This is a genomic window from Nitrincola alkalisediminis, from assembly GCF_009821115.1.
GTDB lineage: Bacteria > Pseudomonadota > Gammaproteobacteria > Pseudomonadales > Balneatricaceae > Nitrincola > Nitrincola alkalisediminis.
Genome location: NZ_VYTY01000003.1, coordinates 235532 through 249967, shown reverse-complemented (window position 1 = coordinate 249967; position 14436 = coordinate 235532). Strand labels below are relative to the sequence as shown.

Annotated in this window: 17 protein-coding genes and 1 pseudogene; 6 read left to right on the top strand and 12 right to left on the bottom strand. The window is 46.4% G+C overall.

The window, feature by feature from the left end:
• The first annotated feature begins 271 nt into the window (after nt 1–271).
• From F5971_RS06615 to F5971_RS06600, 4 genes are all read left to right on the top strand, one after another.
• A complete protein-coding gene (locus tag F5971_RS06615; protein ID WP_193494497.1) occupies nt 272–1213 on the top strand; it encodes a LysR family transcriptional regulator in 942 nt (313 codons plus the stop codon).
• A 97-nt stretch (nt 1214–1310) separates the two neighbouring features.
• Entirely contained in the window at nt 1311–2342 is a 1032-nt protein-coding gene (gene dctP, locus F5971_RS06610) for a TRAP transporter substrate-binding protein DctP (RefSeq protein WP_223116279.1), read from the top strand.
• Nucleotides 2343–2406: 64 nt separating this feature from the next.
• Nucleotides 2407–4173 (top strand): TRAP transporter large permease subunit, encoded by a 1767-nt coding sequence (locus F5971_RS06605; protein WP_193494495.1) that lies wholly within the window; start codon nt 2407–2409, stop codon nt 4171–4173.
• Nucleotides 4174–4189: 16 nt separating this feature from the next.
• A complete protein-coding gene (locus tag F5971_RS06600; protein WP_193494494.1) occupies nt 4190–4924 on the top strand; it encodes a M15 family metallopeptidase in 735 nt (244 codons plus the stop codon).
• Between the two features lie 615 nt (nt 4925–5539).
• Here the strand turns inward: F5971_RS06600 and F5971_RS06595 are convergent.
• The 4 genes from F5971_RS06595 to F5971_RS06580 form a co-directional block, all read right to left on the bottom strand.
• A complete protein-coding gene (locus F5971_RS06595) occupies nt 5540–6208 on the bottom strand; it encodes a helix-turn-helix transcriptional regulator (RefSeq protein ID WP_223116278.1) in 669 nt (222 codons plus the stop codon).
• Between the two features lie 52 nt (nt 6209–6260).
• Complete coding sequence (gene dhiA, locus F5971_RS06590) at nt 6261–6782, bottom strand: type II toxin-antitoxin system antitoxin DhiA (protein WP_193494492.1); 522 nt, start codon at nt 6780–6782, stop codon at nt 6261–6263.
• Entirely contained in the window at nt 6776–7045 is a 270-nt protein-coding gene (gene dhiT / locus F5971_RS06585) for a type II toxin-antitoxin system toxin DhiT (protein WP_193494491.1), read from the bottom strand. The genes dhiA and dhiT overlap by 7 nt, the downstream gene beginning before the upstream one ends.
• Before the next feature lie 234 nt (nt 7046–7279).
• Nucleotides 7280–7816 carry a DMT family transporter gene (locus tag F5971_RS06580; protein WP_193494490.1) on the bottom strand — a complete coding sequence of 179 codons (537 nt, stop codon included), beginning with the start codon at nt 7814–7816 and terminating at the stop codon, nt 7280–7282.
• A 94-nt stretch (nt 7817–7910) separates the two neighbouring features.
• On the opposite strand from F5971_RS06580, the gene F5971_RS06575 reads away from it, so the two are divergent.
• Nucleotides 7911–8840: a LysR family transcriptional regulator gene (locus F5971_RS06575; protein WP_193494489.1), complete on the top strand. Its 930-nt coding sequence runs from the start codon at nt 7911–7913 to the stop codon at nt 8838–8840.
• Between the two features lie 60 nt (nt 8841–8900).
• On the opposite strand, the gene F5971_RS06570 is transcribed toward F5971_RS06575, so the two are convergent.
• The 6 genes and pseudogenes from F5971_RS06570 to F5971_RS18805 form a co-directional block, all read right to left on the bottom strand.
• Nucleotides 8901–9260, bottom strand: a complete 360-nt coding sequence (locus F5971_RS06570; RefSeq protein ID WP_193494488.1) for a VOC family protein — start codon at nt 9258–9260, stop codon at nt 8901–8903.
• A gap of 345 nt (nt 9261–9605) precedes the next feature.
• Nucleotides 9606–10049: a type II toxin-antitoxin system VapC family toxin gene (locus F5971_RS06565; RefSeq protein WP_193494487.1), complete on the bottom strand. Its 444-nt coding sequence runs from the start codon at nt 10047–10049 to the stop codon at nt 9606–9608.
• A 190-nt stretch (nt 10050–10239) separates the two neighbouring features.
• Nucleotides 10240–11214, bottom strand: coding sequence for a transposase (locus F5971_RS06560; RefSeq protein WP_193494486.1), 975 nt, complete (start codon nt 11212–11214; stop codon nt 10240–10242).
• 70 nt (nt 11215–11284) lie between these two features.
• Nucleotides 11285–11578, bottom strand: coding sequence for a type II toxin-antitoxin system RelE/ParE family toxin (locus F5971_RS06555; RefSeq protein ID WP_193494485.1), 294 nt, complete (start codon nt 11576–11578; stop codon nt 11285–11287).
• Nucleotides 11575–11799, bottom strand: a complete 225-nt coding sequence (locus F5971_RS06550; protein ID WP_036507850.1) for an addiction module protein — start codon at nt 11797–11799, stop codon at nt 11575–11577. The genes F5971_RS06555 and F5971_RS06550 overlap by 4 nt, the downstream gene beginning before the upstream one ends.
• Before the next feature lie 86 nt (nt 11800–11885).
• A pseudogene (locus F5971_RS18805) lies at nt 11886–12011 on the bottom strand (IS91 family transposase); the annotation flags it as partial.
• 46 nt (nt 12012–12057) lie between these two features.
• Between F5971_RS18805 and F5971_RS06545 the strand changes: the two are divergent.
• On the top strand, nt 12058–12828 hold the full coding sequence (locus tag F5971_RS06545) for a hypothetical protein (RefSeq protein ID WP_036507846.1): 771 nt from the start codon (nt 12058–12060) through the stop codon (nt 12826–12828).
• A 161-nt stretch (nt 12829–12989) separates the two neighbouring features.
• On the opposite strand, the gene puuE is transcribed toward F5971_RS06545, so the two are convergent.
• Complete coding sequence (gene puuE, locus F5971_RS06540) at nt 12990–13907, bottom strand: allantoinase PuuE (protein ID WP_112158228.1); 918 nt, start codon at nt 13905–13907, stop codon at nt 12990–12992.
• The gene (locus tag F5971_RS06535; protein WP_036507845.1) at nt 13904–14434 is read right to left on the bottom strand and encodes an ureidoglycolate lyase; all 531 of its coding nucleotides are present in this window, start codon (nt 14432–14434) and stop codon (nt 13904–13906) included. The genes puuE and F5971_RS06535 overlap by 4 nt, the downstream gene beginning before the upstream one ends.
• Nucleotides 14435–14436 lie beyond the last annotated feature (2 nt).

The window sequence follows — 14436 nt, the reverse complement described above, 5'->3', positions numbered from 1 at the left end:
TACGACACTTACTTATTGAAAAAAACACTATCAACAAAGGTAAATTAATGGTTCATTATGCGTTCTTTTTGAGTGATCATTTGTGGCAGATCATTTAATATTGGGTACTTACTCGCATGCTCCATAAGTATTTTCATCGTTGTATTGATTAAGTATGTTCGTTTTCAACAAATACAATATTTTTCACTTTGAAATGCAACTCATTTTTCAGTCATGAAAACACTACATTTTAAAATAAATCAGCTATAAAAATATAACCGGAGATACCTGATTGCTGAATCATCGAGCTCTTGCATGTTTAAACGAGGTTGTGAAGAGGGGGTCTATTCGAAAGGCCGCAGCTTATCTTCATATAGATGCATCGGCGTTAAGTCGTCATATTAAAAGTCTTGAGGATACTCTAGGAGTTACTCTTTGTGAACGCTATGGCAATGGAATGCGGCCAACAGATGCAGGACGTTTACTTGTAAAGCATTACCACATTCAACGAAGTGCCGAAGAAGTTCTTCTTTCTCAGATAATGGCAATTAAAGGCTTGGCTAGTGGTGAAGTTAGAATCGCAGTCGGAGAAGGGTTTCTAAGCGATCTAATCGCTGCCCCTCTACAATCATTTATGGCTGCATTTGAAGGAATTGAGATTGAAGTTCGTATGGCGGGCGTGAATGAAGCCATTGCGCTTTTAAAGGAGATGGAAGTTAATATTGCCCTACTCTATGCTCCGCCAGTTGATCCGATGCTGACCTGTCACGTGGAAACATGCCAACCACTCGACCTGATCGTACCTCCCAAACATCCTCTTTTATTACTCGACAGGCCTATTCATCTCAGTGATCTACAAGGCTTACCTTTAGGATTGATGGACAACCCCTTTGGAATGCGTCAAATGGTCAATATGGTTGCACAACAAGAGCGCGTTCATCTGCATGCTCGTTTACATACCAACTCAGTGACAGTTTTGAAAAACTTTGTACGCTCAGGTATTGGCATTACCTTTATGCCAGAGCTCACTGTTGCCGCAGAACTGCAACGCGGCGAAATCCATGCACTGCCAATGTCACACAGTATTCTTAATGACGCCCGCGCCCAAATCGTCAGTCTGGCAGGCCATGAACTGACACTTTCGGCCAAGGCTTGTGTTGCACACTTGCGTCAAGGCATGCACTTTTTTCGTGCAGATGCACCGCGTCTCAGCTGCCAGAAAGCGTTGACTTAATAACAACACTTACCGTATTGCATAGTCAACATATCAACTCCTAAGATCAGTCTAACCGGTCAATCGGCTATTCTGAATAAAAACAATGGAGATAATTATGTTGAAACTTAAAACGTTTTCCTTAAAGGCACTTACGGCAAGCTGTATACTGTGTGCCGCCACCTTAGGAAACTATGCTATAGCCACCACAAGCATTAACCTCAGCTACAACGGAGCGCCAGATCCGGATAAAAATGCTGTGCATGTTTTTGCAACTCATCTGAAGTCACTAGTGGCAGAAAAGACTAATGGACAGATCGAGTTGGTACTCTATCCAAACAGTATGCTTGGTACTGAGGAAGAGCGCATGGAGCAAACTATGACATCACCAAGCTTGAACATAGCCTCGTTTGCTGGCGTATCGCCTCTGGTTGATGAGGTTTTCGTCAGCGCCACACCTTTCCTATTCGAAAACTTCGATTCGGCTCGAGCATTCTTCGATGAAGGTCAGTATTGGCAAGCGATTTCAGCCAAACTTAAAGAACGTGCTGGCATCGATATGCTGGCTGTCGTCGAAGAAGGCGGATTCTTAGCATTCACCAACAACAAGCGCCCAATCCACTCCCCCTCTGATTTCGAAGGGCTACGCTTCCGCGCTATGGATCCAAGCCAAGTTGCACTATATGAAGCATTTGGTGCTTCCGGAACTCCCATTCCTTGGACTGAAGTCTATATGTCACTTCGTACTGGTGTCGCAGACGGCCAAATGAATCCTCCTATGTACATAATCTTAGGTAGCCTTTACGAAGTACAGCAATACCTAACTCTTGCTAACATAAAGTATTCAATGCAGTTTTTAGTTGGCAATAGCACTCTGATGGAAAACTTTGACGAGACCACTCGTGCAGCCTTCTTAGAGGCTGTTAAAGAAGCGACCATTGCCGCTCGTATTCACAACGAAGCACAGGTCGAGTCGCGCATTGTTTATTTAGCTGATAAAGGCATGGAAGTGATCCGTCCTACTGGAGAAAACATGGAAGCCTTCCGCAGTATCGGTCAACCTGCTTTCCTAAAGTGGCTGAATGAGCGCGGTATTGATCCGCAGATAATTGAGATGGCCCTAGAAGATGCTAAAGCACTCGCCAAGTAAAGTCTGACTTTATAAATACGAGCAGCACTAGGTGCTGCTCCTGCCTATTTGAGATAGAAACCCCATGAACTGGTTACGATTACAGACACTTTCGTGGTTGCAACGCACGACACTCTTTGTAGCAAGTGCGCTATTGCTATCCAATATAATGATTATTCTCTATGCCGTGGTACTACGCTATCTTGTAGGAGGCGCACCGATCTGGACCGATGAGGCTACACGTTTCCTAATCATCGGCTGTACCTTGCTGGCGGCAGGAGCAGTGTGGGTTGAAGGTGGTCATATGCGTATCTCCTTGCTGGAGACACGACTCTCAAAACGCCTATCTCAGGTTTTAGTCACCTATCAATGGCTGTTAACTATGGGTATAGCTGTGTGCGCGGCGCTATTCAGCTACCGCTATGCGATGTCTGTCGGCATGTTCAAAACCCCCGGACTGGGGATCAGCCGCACTTGGCCACTATTGTCAATGCCCATCGGCTTTGGATTGCTGGCTGTGCAGGTATTACTGCATGGTCCTAAACGTCTGCCCGTGATGTCGGAGACATCAGCAATGACTCTGGTAATGCTACTTGTTTTCCTAGCCCATGTAGTCTTAGGACTTCCCTTATTTTTGGCCCTTCTGACCACTGCCGTAGTGGGATTTATGTTTGTTGACCCCAGCATGATCGGACGTATCATGCCACAACAGTTTTTTGGTGGTATTAACGTATTTTCCCTGATGGCAATTCCTCTGTTTATTCTGGCGGGTAACCTGATGAATGCAAGTGGCCTGACCGAGCGACTGATGCGTCTGGCAAAACTGCTGGTGGGCCACTTACGTGGCGGTGTCGGCCACGTGAATGTCGTCTCCAGCATTTTTTTTGCTGGTGTAAATGGCTCGGCGGTAGCTGACACCTCAGCACTGGGTTCATTGCTGGTACCAGCGATGAAAAAAGAAGGGTACTCTACCGCGTTTGCAGCGGGACTTACCGCAGGCAGCTCATTGATCGGCCCGATTATTCCGCCCAGTATTTTCATGATCCTCTATGCCTCGTTGACGAACACCTCTGTTGGTAGTCTGTTCCTAGCAGGTGTTATTCCCGGCCTGATTCTGGGTATCGCCTTCATGGGATTAAATGCTTGGTATGCGTGGAAGCACCAACTCAAGAAGCAAGGGGGATTTCCACCGTTAAAACTGCTTGCAGTGGCAACACTGGGTGCCATGCCCGCGCTGGTCGCGCCCTTTATCATCGTGGCAGGCATCGTCATGGGTATCGTAACACCGACAGAATCCGGCGCACTGACAGCTGCCTATGTGGCGCTGTGTGGCATGCTGCTGGGGCAACTCAGCCTGCGAGCGTTATGGCAGGCGATCAAGGACACGGCTCGCCTGACATCGGCTATTTTTCTGATCATGGCAGCCTCAGCCACTATTAGCTGGCTACTCTCCTACGCACAGGTACCTGCTCAGTTTGTTGAGCTGCTAGCACCCTATGTGGATAAGCCAGTTATGATTCTGCTGATACTCAGCCTGATCACCTTTATCACTGGCATGTTCATGGAAGAGGTATCTGCATTGATGCTGTTAACGCCTATTTTTGCCCCGATTGCCATGATGGCGGGCATCGACCCCGTACATCTGGGCATCATCATTACTCTAAACATTACGATTGCCTTGATTACACCACCAATGGGGGCCTGTGTATTTGTCGCTGCAGCTGTCAGCCGTATCGAAATCGTCGAGCTTTTCAAGACTATCTGGCCCTTTGTGCTGACCGCCATTCTGGTTCTGGTCTTGCTGATACTATTCCCGGCACTGACGCTCTGGCTGCCTAACACACTCGGATAAACGGATATTGAACACTATGAAATTGTTACACAACGAACGCTTGCTAGAACCCATTCCTCACCAGACGGAGCCTGACTGGAACCAAGTCAGCCGGATTCCGATTCAGGAGTGTGCCGAACCACTGGTGCCTTTATCTCTGGCACCAGCACCGATCAAGGTGTTTCCTGCCTATAATCGACTGGGCACACCAGGTGCAGTAGCGGACTGTTTTATCCGCGAGGGTGTCTACCGCCGCCTGCTGGAGGCGGCTCGCTCGCTACCTAATGGCCTCAGTCTGGTAATTCTGGATGGCTGGCGACCTTGGCGGGTACAGCAATATCTGTTTGACAGCCTGTATGAGACCATGCACCACCAACACCCTGACGCCAGCGAGTCTGATTTGATCGCAATGACACGCGAGTTTGTTTCAATTGCAAGCCGTGATCCACAGGCTCCCAGCCCTCATCTAACAGGCGGAGCCGTCGATGTCACACTCTGTGATGCAGATGGTCTAATGCTAAACATGGGTACACGATTTGATGAAGCTTCACCTGCTTCCCATACAAACTACTTTGAAAAACCATCAGAAGGTTCAGAAAACCTACTCATTCGAGATCGACGACGCCTTCTATTTAACAGCATGTGTCAACAAGGTTTTACCAATCTTCCTAGCGAGTGGTGGCATTATGATTTTGGTGATCAACTGTGGGCTAGCTATTCTGAGGCACCTATTGCAATCTACGGTCCCTCAGAATTCAACCTAAAAAGCTAATTTAGTATACAAAAAAATAAATTGGTTAATGTAAACTATTTTTGAGTCCATGAGCCGCAATCCTTTAAATATACAAATTAATGTGGCTCGCTTTATCCCTTATCTAAATATGGCCTGAATCAGTGACTTAAGGACAATTATCAATTACAGGGTGTGAAAATCCGAAACACAAGCGCTTGATAGATCGTTTAAAACACAAAGGTATTCAATTTAGAGCTCAAATCAGTAAACGCGGTAATGGTTAGTTCAGCTCACAGACTCAGGTATATGAAATAAAAGAAGCAGGCTGGGTTGGTGCGGCTTAGTCTATAAGGTTGAAGATGATGACCTGATTATTCTTGTCCTGGCTGTTAGAAAACGTGATCGAAAGGATGCGTATTTAACAGCTGAAAGAGTTCTCGATAAATGATTTATTTTAGAGAGAACAGCTATTAGTGTGCAATTAATCTATCTTCTGTTACGTCGTCTTTAAGTCTGAAAGTCGCGAACTCCATACCGCCGATGCTGTTAATTTTGCCATTATTGATCATACGAGTGTCTCAGTTATTGGTTGCGTGCTAACTGTAAGGCTTTGCTACTGACAACATTGTGTCACTAGCGTTTCATACTTTTGAATTAAATGTATGCCGTCAAAGAAACGTGCTCAGGCAAAGAAGCTACATGTTCACTCAACTCCAATTGGGTTATGCGGTCTATTCTAAGATCTCTGTAGTCACCGCGAAGTTCGCACCAACAGCCTAGTGTCCATTTTCCTCCCCAATAGAATAGCCCTAAAGGATATACGGTTCTGGTCGTCACTACCTCTGAAAGCGAGTGATAGTCTATATTCAGCCAGTGCCTAGCCACTATAGCCGAATGAATCTTACCCCACAGAAGATATACCGCAGATTCACGGTGACTTGCTGGCACCCTAACCACTCTATCTTCGTTGCTAGACATCATACGTGATCCATTCGGTAAAGCCGCTTCAATTTTAGACAGTAAAGAACGCGCGGAAGCAGCAAGACTTTTTCCAGTCAAAGACGCAGTGAAGCTTACTCCGGTGATCAGTGCTTCCAACTCATCCGGCGACAATTGTAAAGGTGGTAACTCGAATCCTTCAGACAAGCGATATCCAACACCCGGTTCGCCATAAACAGGTATTCCAGATATAGACAAATCATCAACATAGCGATAAATGGTTCTTTCAGACACCATTAATTTCTCAGCCAACTGCTTGGCAGTAAGTGGCTGGTGTCTACGCAGGATATTGGTTAACTGAAAAAGCCTATCTGATTTTCGCACGCTCTCCCTCCAGCTCATGCCACACCCGTAGAATAATAATGACACTGAGGTGTTATATGCGTGGCTCCTTGTTTGCCACTGATCGATCTTTGGCTAACTCAATAACAGCATGCCCCAATTGAACTAATGTCCCAAAGTTTGGCGTCGTTTCGGGCTTCAATGAACGGTATGCACTAGTGCGGCTTTTTATGCCGGCTTTTGCAATGACTTGACCATGACCAAACTGTTCAACATAAGAGCGAATGACCGCTTGTAGAATGTCTGGGCGGCCTTCCATCATAGACTCCCATGATGCTTGTTTGATAACAGCTTCCATTTCTTGAACATTAAAACTTGACTCAACAGACGTTTGTGAGCCTGTTGTAATGTCACGAAGTGTCGCCGCAGAGAGCTCATTACCACTCCAGTTTAAAGATCCATCGCCAGTCAAAGAAAATCGTTTAAAATCCTTAACCTCTGAAAATGGCGCTTTTGTAAAGTACTCCGCCAAGTCGGCGTGACCTTGGAAACCGTCATTGAACGTCAGCTCTAATGTATGACCTGATACAAAATCAACATCTATGACTTTTAACATACATCACCTAACTTACCTGGGTTTTCACCTTTCACCGCTTTGTTCCACATAGCCATTAGTTGTTCGCTATGCATTTGTATGTGGTTTTCAGCACGTTTTCGTTGCTTATTGGGTAAATACCCCTCTAAACACTCGCCCGTTTCAATAGCAATAATTAACTCATAACTGCCGTACTTAACGTGAAGATGAGGCAATTTATGCTGCTTGTTATCAAAGAAATACAAGCAAAATGAAAGACCTAAAAGAGCATCAATTTCTGGCATAGCTGACTCTAGTTCATCCTTGTAAAGAGACTATAGCAATGTATCTTAAAAGAGACAATATGCATAAACATACAAAGCGAGCCTTTGGTACGACTGCTGGATGGCTTTGATACTCATTAAGCCCTCCCAATAGCTTAGGCTGATTGACTAGAACAGCTCATTGCCATCTTGTTTCAAATAAACTTATTTTCTTCCAAGCTTTTGAACACTCATGTCCACGAGCCTTCGGACATATCATCCCTTGGATTCAGCAGATCCATAGGTTTCAGTTGCGACCTGCTTAGTACTCGGGTGAGCTGGCAGAACAGTCGGCGAAAACCACTGTACCGTCACCATACCCACCAGCACAAAGATGACGCCTACCATACGCCCAATGCTAATCTCCCTCTCGGGCAGATTCATCCAGCCGTGATAGTCCAACAGCAGTGACGTAATCAGTTGCCCTGCAATGACACATACTATAAAGCTGGTCGCCCCGACGCGCGGTACCAAGATCAGTGCAGATGAAATGTAGATAACTCCTGCCACACCGCCCAGCCAAGCCCAAGCAGGTAGCTGCCTGATGGCCACCAGAGCAGGAGCTTGTGCCTGCATGGCAAGCACGATAGGTATAACGACGAATATGCTCACAACAAGCGAAACCAAGGTCGCCCAAAGAGGGTGGCCTAACGCTCGACCCAATTCAGCATTACTGCCAGCTTGTAAAGGCACCAAAGCACCCGCGATAACCGCCACAGCCGCAAGCGCCACCAACGTAAAAGGTGAATTCATAACAAAACTCCTGAGACATCGTAAAAGGTCTTTTATCTTGTATAATTCATATTACGAATTCAAATTCCATTTTTTATTTATTTATATTCGCATTATGAATAAATTAAGACGTATCGATCTCAACCTATTGGTCACCCTGCACGCACTATTGGTGGAAAAACACGTATCGCGTGCAGCACAACGCTTACATAAAAGCCAACCAGCCGTCAGCCATGCACTCGCCAACCTGCGAATCATCTTTGACGACCCTCTGTTGGTTCGACGAACAGGTAAGCTGGAACTCACCTCACGCGCCAATGAATTGCTACCACCCTTAACAGAAGCGCTGCATCAGCTCGGCATGCTGATTAAACAGCCAGCCTTTGACCCCGCCCAAGCGAAACGGGTGTTTCGGCTTGCCATGTCGGACTATGGATCTCGTGTGATACTACCTGGCCTAGTTCGGATACTCAGATCAAACGCTCCAGGGATTGACCTACAAGTCGTTCAGGCTAGCCGCACCTCGATGCTGACAGGTGTCCAAGATGGGGATATCGACATGGCTTTTGGTGTTTTTCATTCGCCTTTGTCCGATGAGCTACGTACACATACGCTATTCATCGAGCACTTCGTTTGCGCTGCAGATAGAAATACGCTCCCTAAAGAGGGCGGTCTTGAGAAAACAGAATGGCTCAGGCGGCCACATGTTCTGGTTGCCATGCAAAGTAGCGAAAGCAATGAGATAGAGAACACCTTGCATCGAGAAGGAGTGACCCGTCGAGTCGCCATGACCCTACCCCACTGGGGAGTGGCTAGCCGTGTGGTAGAAAACACGGACTTAATCTTGACGGCTGCTCGGCGCAGCTTTGATCTATTTTTGGAGGACTCACCACTGCAGCTTTTTACGCCCCCCTACCCCATTGATCCTTTTGAATTCAGCATGGCCTGGCACTCACGACGGGAGAGCGATGCCGGACACAACTGGATGAGACGCGCGATTATTGAAATGCTTCGAGAAGATGGGACAAAAGAGCCGGATGAATGAACATTTGCCCTACCAACGAAAGCCTGTTCAGTATGCATTTCTAACTCTTTGATGGCTTGTTTATGCATCCGGCTCCGACCAAACAGCATATTCGTTTCCATTTGGATCGGTAAAGTGAAACCTCCTGCCACCTGGAAAATCGAATATATCCTGAACCACCTTGCCACCTGACGATATGACTTTCTTAACCGTTTCTTCAAGCTCCGAGCTATACAGAACAACCAGTACACTACCGTGCTCGGGTGAGCATACTTTGTCAGATTTATAAAAGCCCCCATCTATACCAGCATTCTCAATTGCCACATACTCGGGGCCATAGTCGATGAATGACCATCCAAAAGCAGAAGTAAAGAACGCTTTTGTTGCTTCAAGATCCCTTGACGGAATCTCGACATAGTTGATTTTTCCAGTTTCCTTCATGTCGCTCTCCTGTATGAATAACGAGCCTGTTGAAAAACCTAATTCTGATGAGCTACTCTACTATAACCCTTTGTATATTATCAATTTTTAACTAATGACTTCAGTCAACAATCACTTATTAACTCTGTACTTTCAGCCTTTACTTTTATAAGTTAGTTAACCACCATTTACATCTGGTTGTAATCATAAAGCTTGAACTTTGTCACCCTGAAGTCTCCGTTTCCTGAAAGTCTTTTCAAAGCATAGACGGAGAGGTTTTCCTATAGCCTAAACACTGCGTTAAAGGACCGAAGCTGCGTAGCAGTGAAGATCTCCGTGCGCAAGCAAACGAGTTTCAACATTTTGTTATGAGTTTTGATTGAAAAACTCATAGGCATTTAAAACATTAATACCACTCTTAATGACTCTATTATAGAATTTTTTATCATTGGTAACCAACGTAAAACCTTTGCTTTTCACAACTTCACCGATCAGTGCATCTTTCCATGGCGGAGTCTTCGCATTACCAAGTAAATTTTCACAGTCTTTCGAAACCGTATCAATCCAAGGCTGCTCATCATCCCATTTTAAATCATCTATCCACCCCCCCGATTCGAGTAACAATTTCTCTGGGTTAACCTCAGTAATTATAGCTTCAAGTTGTTTTCGCCTCACAGCGTCGGGAGTATTATATATTTCACTAATCTGGACATTAGTAATATATATATTATTGGATAAAGGAAGATTTATAACTTCGATTCCGTTATCCAATATGTAATCAAATACATTGCTATCTAGTATGTAGTTCATAAATTACTTCTCATAACGAGCATGTCGGATTAGACATTTTGAAATCAAAATCCCCAGTATCAACAGCCTGCCCTTTTCTATAATCTTTATTTACCGCCCAAATCGATGACCTAAATCACCTATTCGAACAACCTACACTCAATAACTTATGGACTAAAGATTACTTTATCCGCAACTCTTAAGTTTTACCTCATTGTTGCCCCTGCTCGATATTGTGCACAATGCAGCTCATTAACAACTGCGAATTGACCTTGGTTTTGCCTCTTAAGGTGAATCGATTCAGTCCCTTGTTGCTTTCCAGATTGCCAAACGCTGGTTCTACTGTGCCTAAGCGCTGACTGTAAATATGCTGTCCCATCGGGCTGTCTATCTTTTGCTTCATTTTCTCAATAAACCCCGGTGCAGCCTTGCGATCACTCAGTGCAAAGCTCACTTGGCGTCCATCCGTTTGATTCACTCGGCGCAAACACTGATGCTTTAATGGGCAATCTCGGCAATTCTGGCGGTAGCCTTGGAAGCTAATCATGTCTTGGTCGGCAATCTTACCCTTAAAGCGTTTCCACATCGGCTTACCCGCCGGACAACGGCAGGTTTCAGTCACAGGATCATAATCAAAGTCAGCAGGTGTAAAGCGCTTCGCTACTTGACCACCACGCTCTTTACGGTGTTGAGCCTTGGCTTCATTGAAAGTGATAGATTCTGCAAATATTGGATCAAGCTTACGGAACTGATTATCTGCGATATCAGTGATATAGCCTTTAACTGGAGTACCCCGTTGACCGTACCGCTCAGGTGCCGTTGTTAAGTGTTTTTTTATCTTGGCTGAAACCTTTTCAAGCTTCACGATCTGGGCACGTTCACGGTCGGTGACCTCAATGGGTTGATCCTGTTGATCACCCGTTTGATGCGCTTTTAGCATTCGCTCTACGGAGCGATCAATCTTGGCTTTCTTACGATTCAACTCCGCATGTGTGCCACTCCACTCCTTGGCAGCGTTCGAGGGCATCTTGCAGCCATCAATCGCGAACATCTCCCGTCCGATTAGATTTAAGCTATCACACACCATTAGAACGTGTGTGAACAAGGGTGCAATCACCTCATCCATTCGAGAGATGAAATCGGCTAAAGTGCTGTGATGGGGTTGGCTGTCAGCTGACAGTGCCATGAATAGGACATTCTCACGGCAGGCTTGGAGCAGTAAAGCGGCGGAAAATCGGTCGCTGTGCAGCCGATTGTTAAAGCCTGCCTAGCCAGTACTGCGGACGTCGCTGGTCATGGGCAACAGCCAGGACTTGAAAACCATTAGACTTTTCTCGGTAAACAACAGATAGCGGAAATCTGTGAAGGGGTGCTCTACGGATATCTGGCGGCAACTCAATTTGCCAGGCTTTTGGTGACTCGCCGACTAAATTGGCCAGGGCCTCAAATTCCTCTATGAAGGTGCCACCCAATCCCGGAACTTTTGATTCGTAATAGCCAACCGATTCCAGGAACTCGGCTTCCGCTGCCGGGTGAAAAGAATAGTTCATTTGATGAGTGCTCTAGCCTTCCTAATGACATCCTCACCGGACACAGCCTGAACTGTGCCATTATCGAGCTCTTCGCCTCTACGCCGGGCCTCAAGCAACCAATCGGATCTGAGCTCTTCTTCTGACGGAGACTCTAGGCTCAATACCAGTCGCTGGATTAATTGGGCTCGCTCCTTTTTAGGAAGGTGGAGAGCCTCGTCTTCAATTTTCTGGAGATTCATGGAGGGATCCTCTCGTTCGTGTATCGCTCAATTTTGACACGGATGGGGACTAGGAGCAACGACTCGGTTTTTCGCTTTTTCCGATGCTTGATGCCTCCATACTTTCGATCCGCCAATAGCTCTAACAAAGACTCTTGACTTGCACGAAACAACAATCGTGTAAATAAAGCCTCGTTGTAACGCCATAGCGCTAGATACTCATGTGGTAAAGTATCCTCCAGCAACCTGTCTCCAGTGATGATCAGTGCTCCGGCAATCATGCTGAATGATGTTTTTGATCAATGGAAATCCTATATTGGCGACTATGATCCTCTAGTGGCGAATCCCCCCGACTGTATTACAGGCTTGACTGCAGAGACATCCACATTATGCCTGCAAGAAAATTTAAGCCGACTTAACACACGTCTCGATGAAATTTTAATACTATCAAGTACCATCAAGCTCACCATGTATCGCGACAATCCTTCACCTGAAGGTGAAAATCATACTGAGGATTATGATCATATCTATGCCCTTGATACGTTAACTCAAACTTGGAAAACGGCGGTTCATTTTCAATGCCAGTTTGAAAGCCTGGATTATCATTTTTCAGAAGACTACCCAGTTAAACAGCTACAGTGCCTTGAACACTACACATATAATTTTTTAACGCACCTTCTCATGTCTTTAGAGCTATGTTGTAGAGCTGAGCTAGCTAAAAAACTTTCCGCCACGACGGCTGAAAATGACTTGTTTCCACCCTTCGATTTTCGACGCACACTACTGCCCAAAGAGTTTCTTGCAAACTTGACGTCTGGCCAGCTGGAACTCTACTCATGCAGTGAAATAAACGGCAGATGGATGCGTGAAATCTGCTATATCGAGGTTAGACAGTTGTTGGAAGAAGACGTGAAAAATCTCACGAACCAACTGGCATCCACCTACAGCCAAAAACGAAAAGCTGCATTTGTCATTTTCGGGATGGACTCAACGTGGCGTGCCGCCGCCTTATCTGAATGTGAGTTTTCATCTAACGAAGTTTTCTCTTAAACCTTAAATGTATAGTTTGAGGGCACCCTGTTCTAGAGGGGTGGTGGTGCCGCTGCTGGGAGACCGTCTGCCGCCAGGACGGCGGCAGTCGAGCGGTCAGGGATGACGCAAAGCGTGTCTCTCGGCAGCGGTATCACCACCCCAGAAGGCACCCAGGCACACTACCCATGCTCCCCAACCCAATGCTTCGCAATATCAACCCGACGTGTCACCCACACCCCTTCATGCGCTTGAACGTGGTCTAAAAACCGTTGCAGAGCTTTAAAGCGCCCTGGACGTCCAACCAAACGACAATGCAAACCAACAGACATCATCTTCGGAGCATACGCCCCTTCGGCATACAGCACATCGAAGCTATCGCGCAAGTAATTGAAGAACTCCTCACCATCGGCAAAGCCTTGTGGCGACGAAAAGCGCATATCATTACAGTCCAGTGTATACGGAATGATCAGATGCTTTTTCGACTCACCTGAACTCGTTTGCACCTCCGTCCAAAACGGCAAGTCATCACCATAGTAATCCGAGTCGTAAAGAAACCCACCCTCTTCAACAAGAAGACGACGCGTGTTCGGTGAGTCACGCCCAGTGTACCAGCCCAAAGGCGCTTCGCCCGTTAGGGATTTTAGAATAGCAATGGCTTCTTGCAGGTGTTCGCGTTCTTGATCTTCAGGCATATGTTGATAATGAATCCAACGCAAACCATGGCAACAAATATCATGACCTAGACGCTGGAACTCAGCACACAGATCAGGATGACGCTGCAAAGCCATGGCCACCCCGAAAATGGTCATCGGCAGTTGGCGTTGTTCAAACTCTCGCAGAATGCGCCAAACCCCAGCACGCGATCCATATTCATAGATGGACTCCATGCTCATGTGGCGCTCTGGATAAGGGCTTGCACCTGCGATTTCCGACAGAAAGGTCTCCGCATGGGCATCGCCATGCAACACCGACATCTCCCCACCCTCTTCGTAGTTGAGTACAAAATTCAGGGCTAAGCGCGCGCCATTGGGCCACTTGGGATCTGGCGGCGTGGCACCATAACCAATCAAATCACGTGGGTAACCTGTATTCGTCATAGCGTTCCTTCCTCTTTTTCCTGAAAAGGATGTGCAATCCACCAAGCATCGGCATCATCAAAAAACACTTCATCACAATTGGGCAACTGCCCTTGTCGATCAACTATCAGCAACTGATCATCATCCTCTAATGTGATTAAGGGATGATGCCAAACGCCCGCATGGTAATTAACGCCCTGACGACCATCACTCAAAAACAAACGCATGGCGCTAGGATCTGGGGCATCTGCTGGAGGTGCCACCAAAATCAAAAAGGGCTTGCGCTGTAGCGGGATAAAAGCCTGAGATCCCTGAGGATGCCGCTCCAGCAGTTTTACTTGCAAAGGAAAACGATCCGCCACGGGTTTACGAAAAATACTGATAATGGCACGTCCATCGTCAGCGCCAGTGTTCACTGTCGCGAGTGAATGGTATCGCTCAGTAGAGCCACTGTTAATCAGAAAAAAGTCTTTATCCTCGGTGCTGATCACATCGCCAAAAGGCGCGAAGTGTTCAGCAGTGAGCGGCGTCAGCGTCAGGTGTTTCATGC

Excerpts from the sequence above, each read along its gene's own strand:
- F5971_RS06565 (WP_193494487.1), bottom strand. The coding sequence starts at position 10,049 with ATGAACTACATACTAGATAGCAATGTATTTGATTACATATTGGATAAC.
- F5971_RS06535 (WP_036507845.1), bottom strand. The coding sequence starts at position 14,434 with ATGAAACACCTGACGCTGACGCCGCTCACTGCTGAACACTTCGCGCCT.
- F5971_RS06545 (WP_036507846.1), top strand. The coding sequence starts at position 12,058 with ATGCTGAATGATGTTTTTGATCAATGGAAATCCTATATTGGCGACTAT.
- F5971_RS06560 (WP_193494486.1), bottom strand. The coding sequence starts at position 11,214 with ATGGCACTGTCAGCTGACAGCCAACCCCATCACAGCACTTTAGCCGAT.
- F5971_RS06600 (WP_193494494.1), top strand. The coding sequence starts at position 4,190 with ATGAAATTGTTACACAACGAACGCTTGCTAGAACCCATTCCTCACCAG.
- dctP (WP_223116279.1), top strand. The coding sequence starts at position 1,311 with ATGTTGAAACTTAAAACGTTTTCCTTAAAGGCACTTACGGCAAGCTGT.
- F5971_RS06570 (WP_193494488.1), bottom strand. The coding sequence starts at position 9,260 with ATGAAGGAAACTGGAAAAATCAACTATGTCGAGATTCCGTCAAGGGAT.
- F5971_RS06555 (WP_193494485.1), bottom strand. The coding sequence starts at position 11,578 with ATGAACTATTCTTTTCACCCGGCAGCGGAAGCCGAGTTCCTGGAATCG.
- dhiT (WP_193494491.1), bottom strand. The coding sequence starts at position 7,045 with ATGCCAGAAATTGATGCTCTTTTAGGTCTTTCATTTTGCTTGTATTTC.
- F5971_RS06575 (WP_193494489.1), top strand. The coding sequence starts at position 7,911 with ATGAATAAATTAAGACGTATCGATCTCAACCTATTGGTCACCCTGCAC.
- F5971_RS06550 (WP_036507850.1), bottom strand. The coding sequence starts at position 11,799 with ATGAATCTCCAGAAAATTGAAGACGAGGCTCTCCACCTTCCTAAAAAG.
- F5971_RS06605 (WP_193494495.1), top strand. The coding sequence starts at position 2,407 with ATGAACTGGTTACGATTACAGACACTTTCGTGGTTGCAACGCACGACA.
- F5971_RS06580 (WP_193494490.1), bottom strand. The coding sequence starts at position 7,816 with ATGAATTCACCTTTTACGTTGGTGGCGCTTGCGGCTGTGGCGGTTATC.
- dhiA (WP_193494492.1), bottom strand. The coding sequence starts at position 6,782 with ATGTTAAAAGTCATAGATGTTGATTTTGTATCAGGTCATACATTAGAG.
- puuE (WP_112158228.1), bottom strand. The coding sequence starts at position 13,907 with ATGACGAATACAGGTTACCCACGTGATTTGATTGGTTATGGTGCCACG.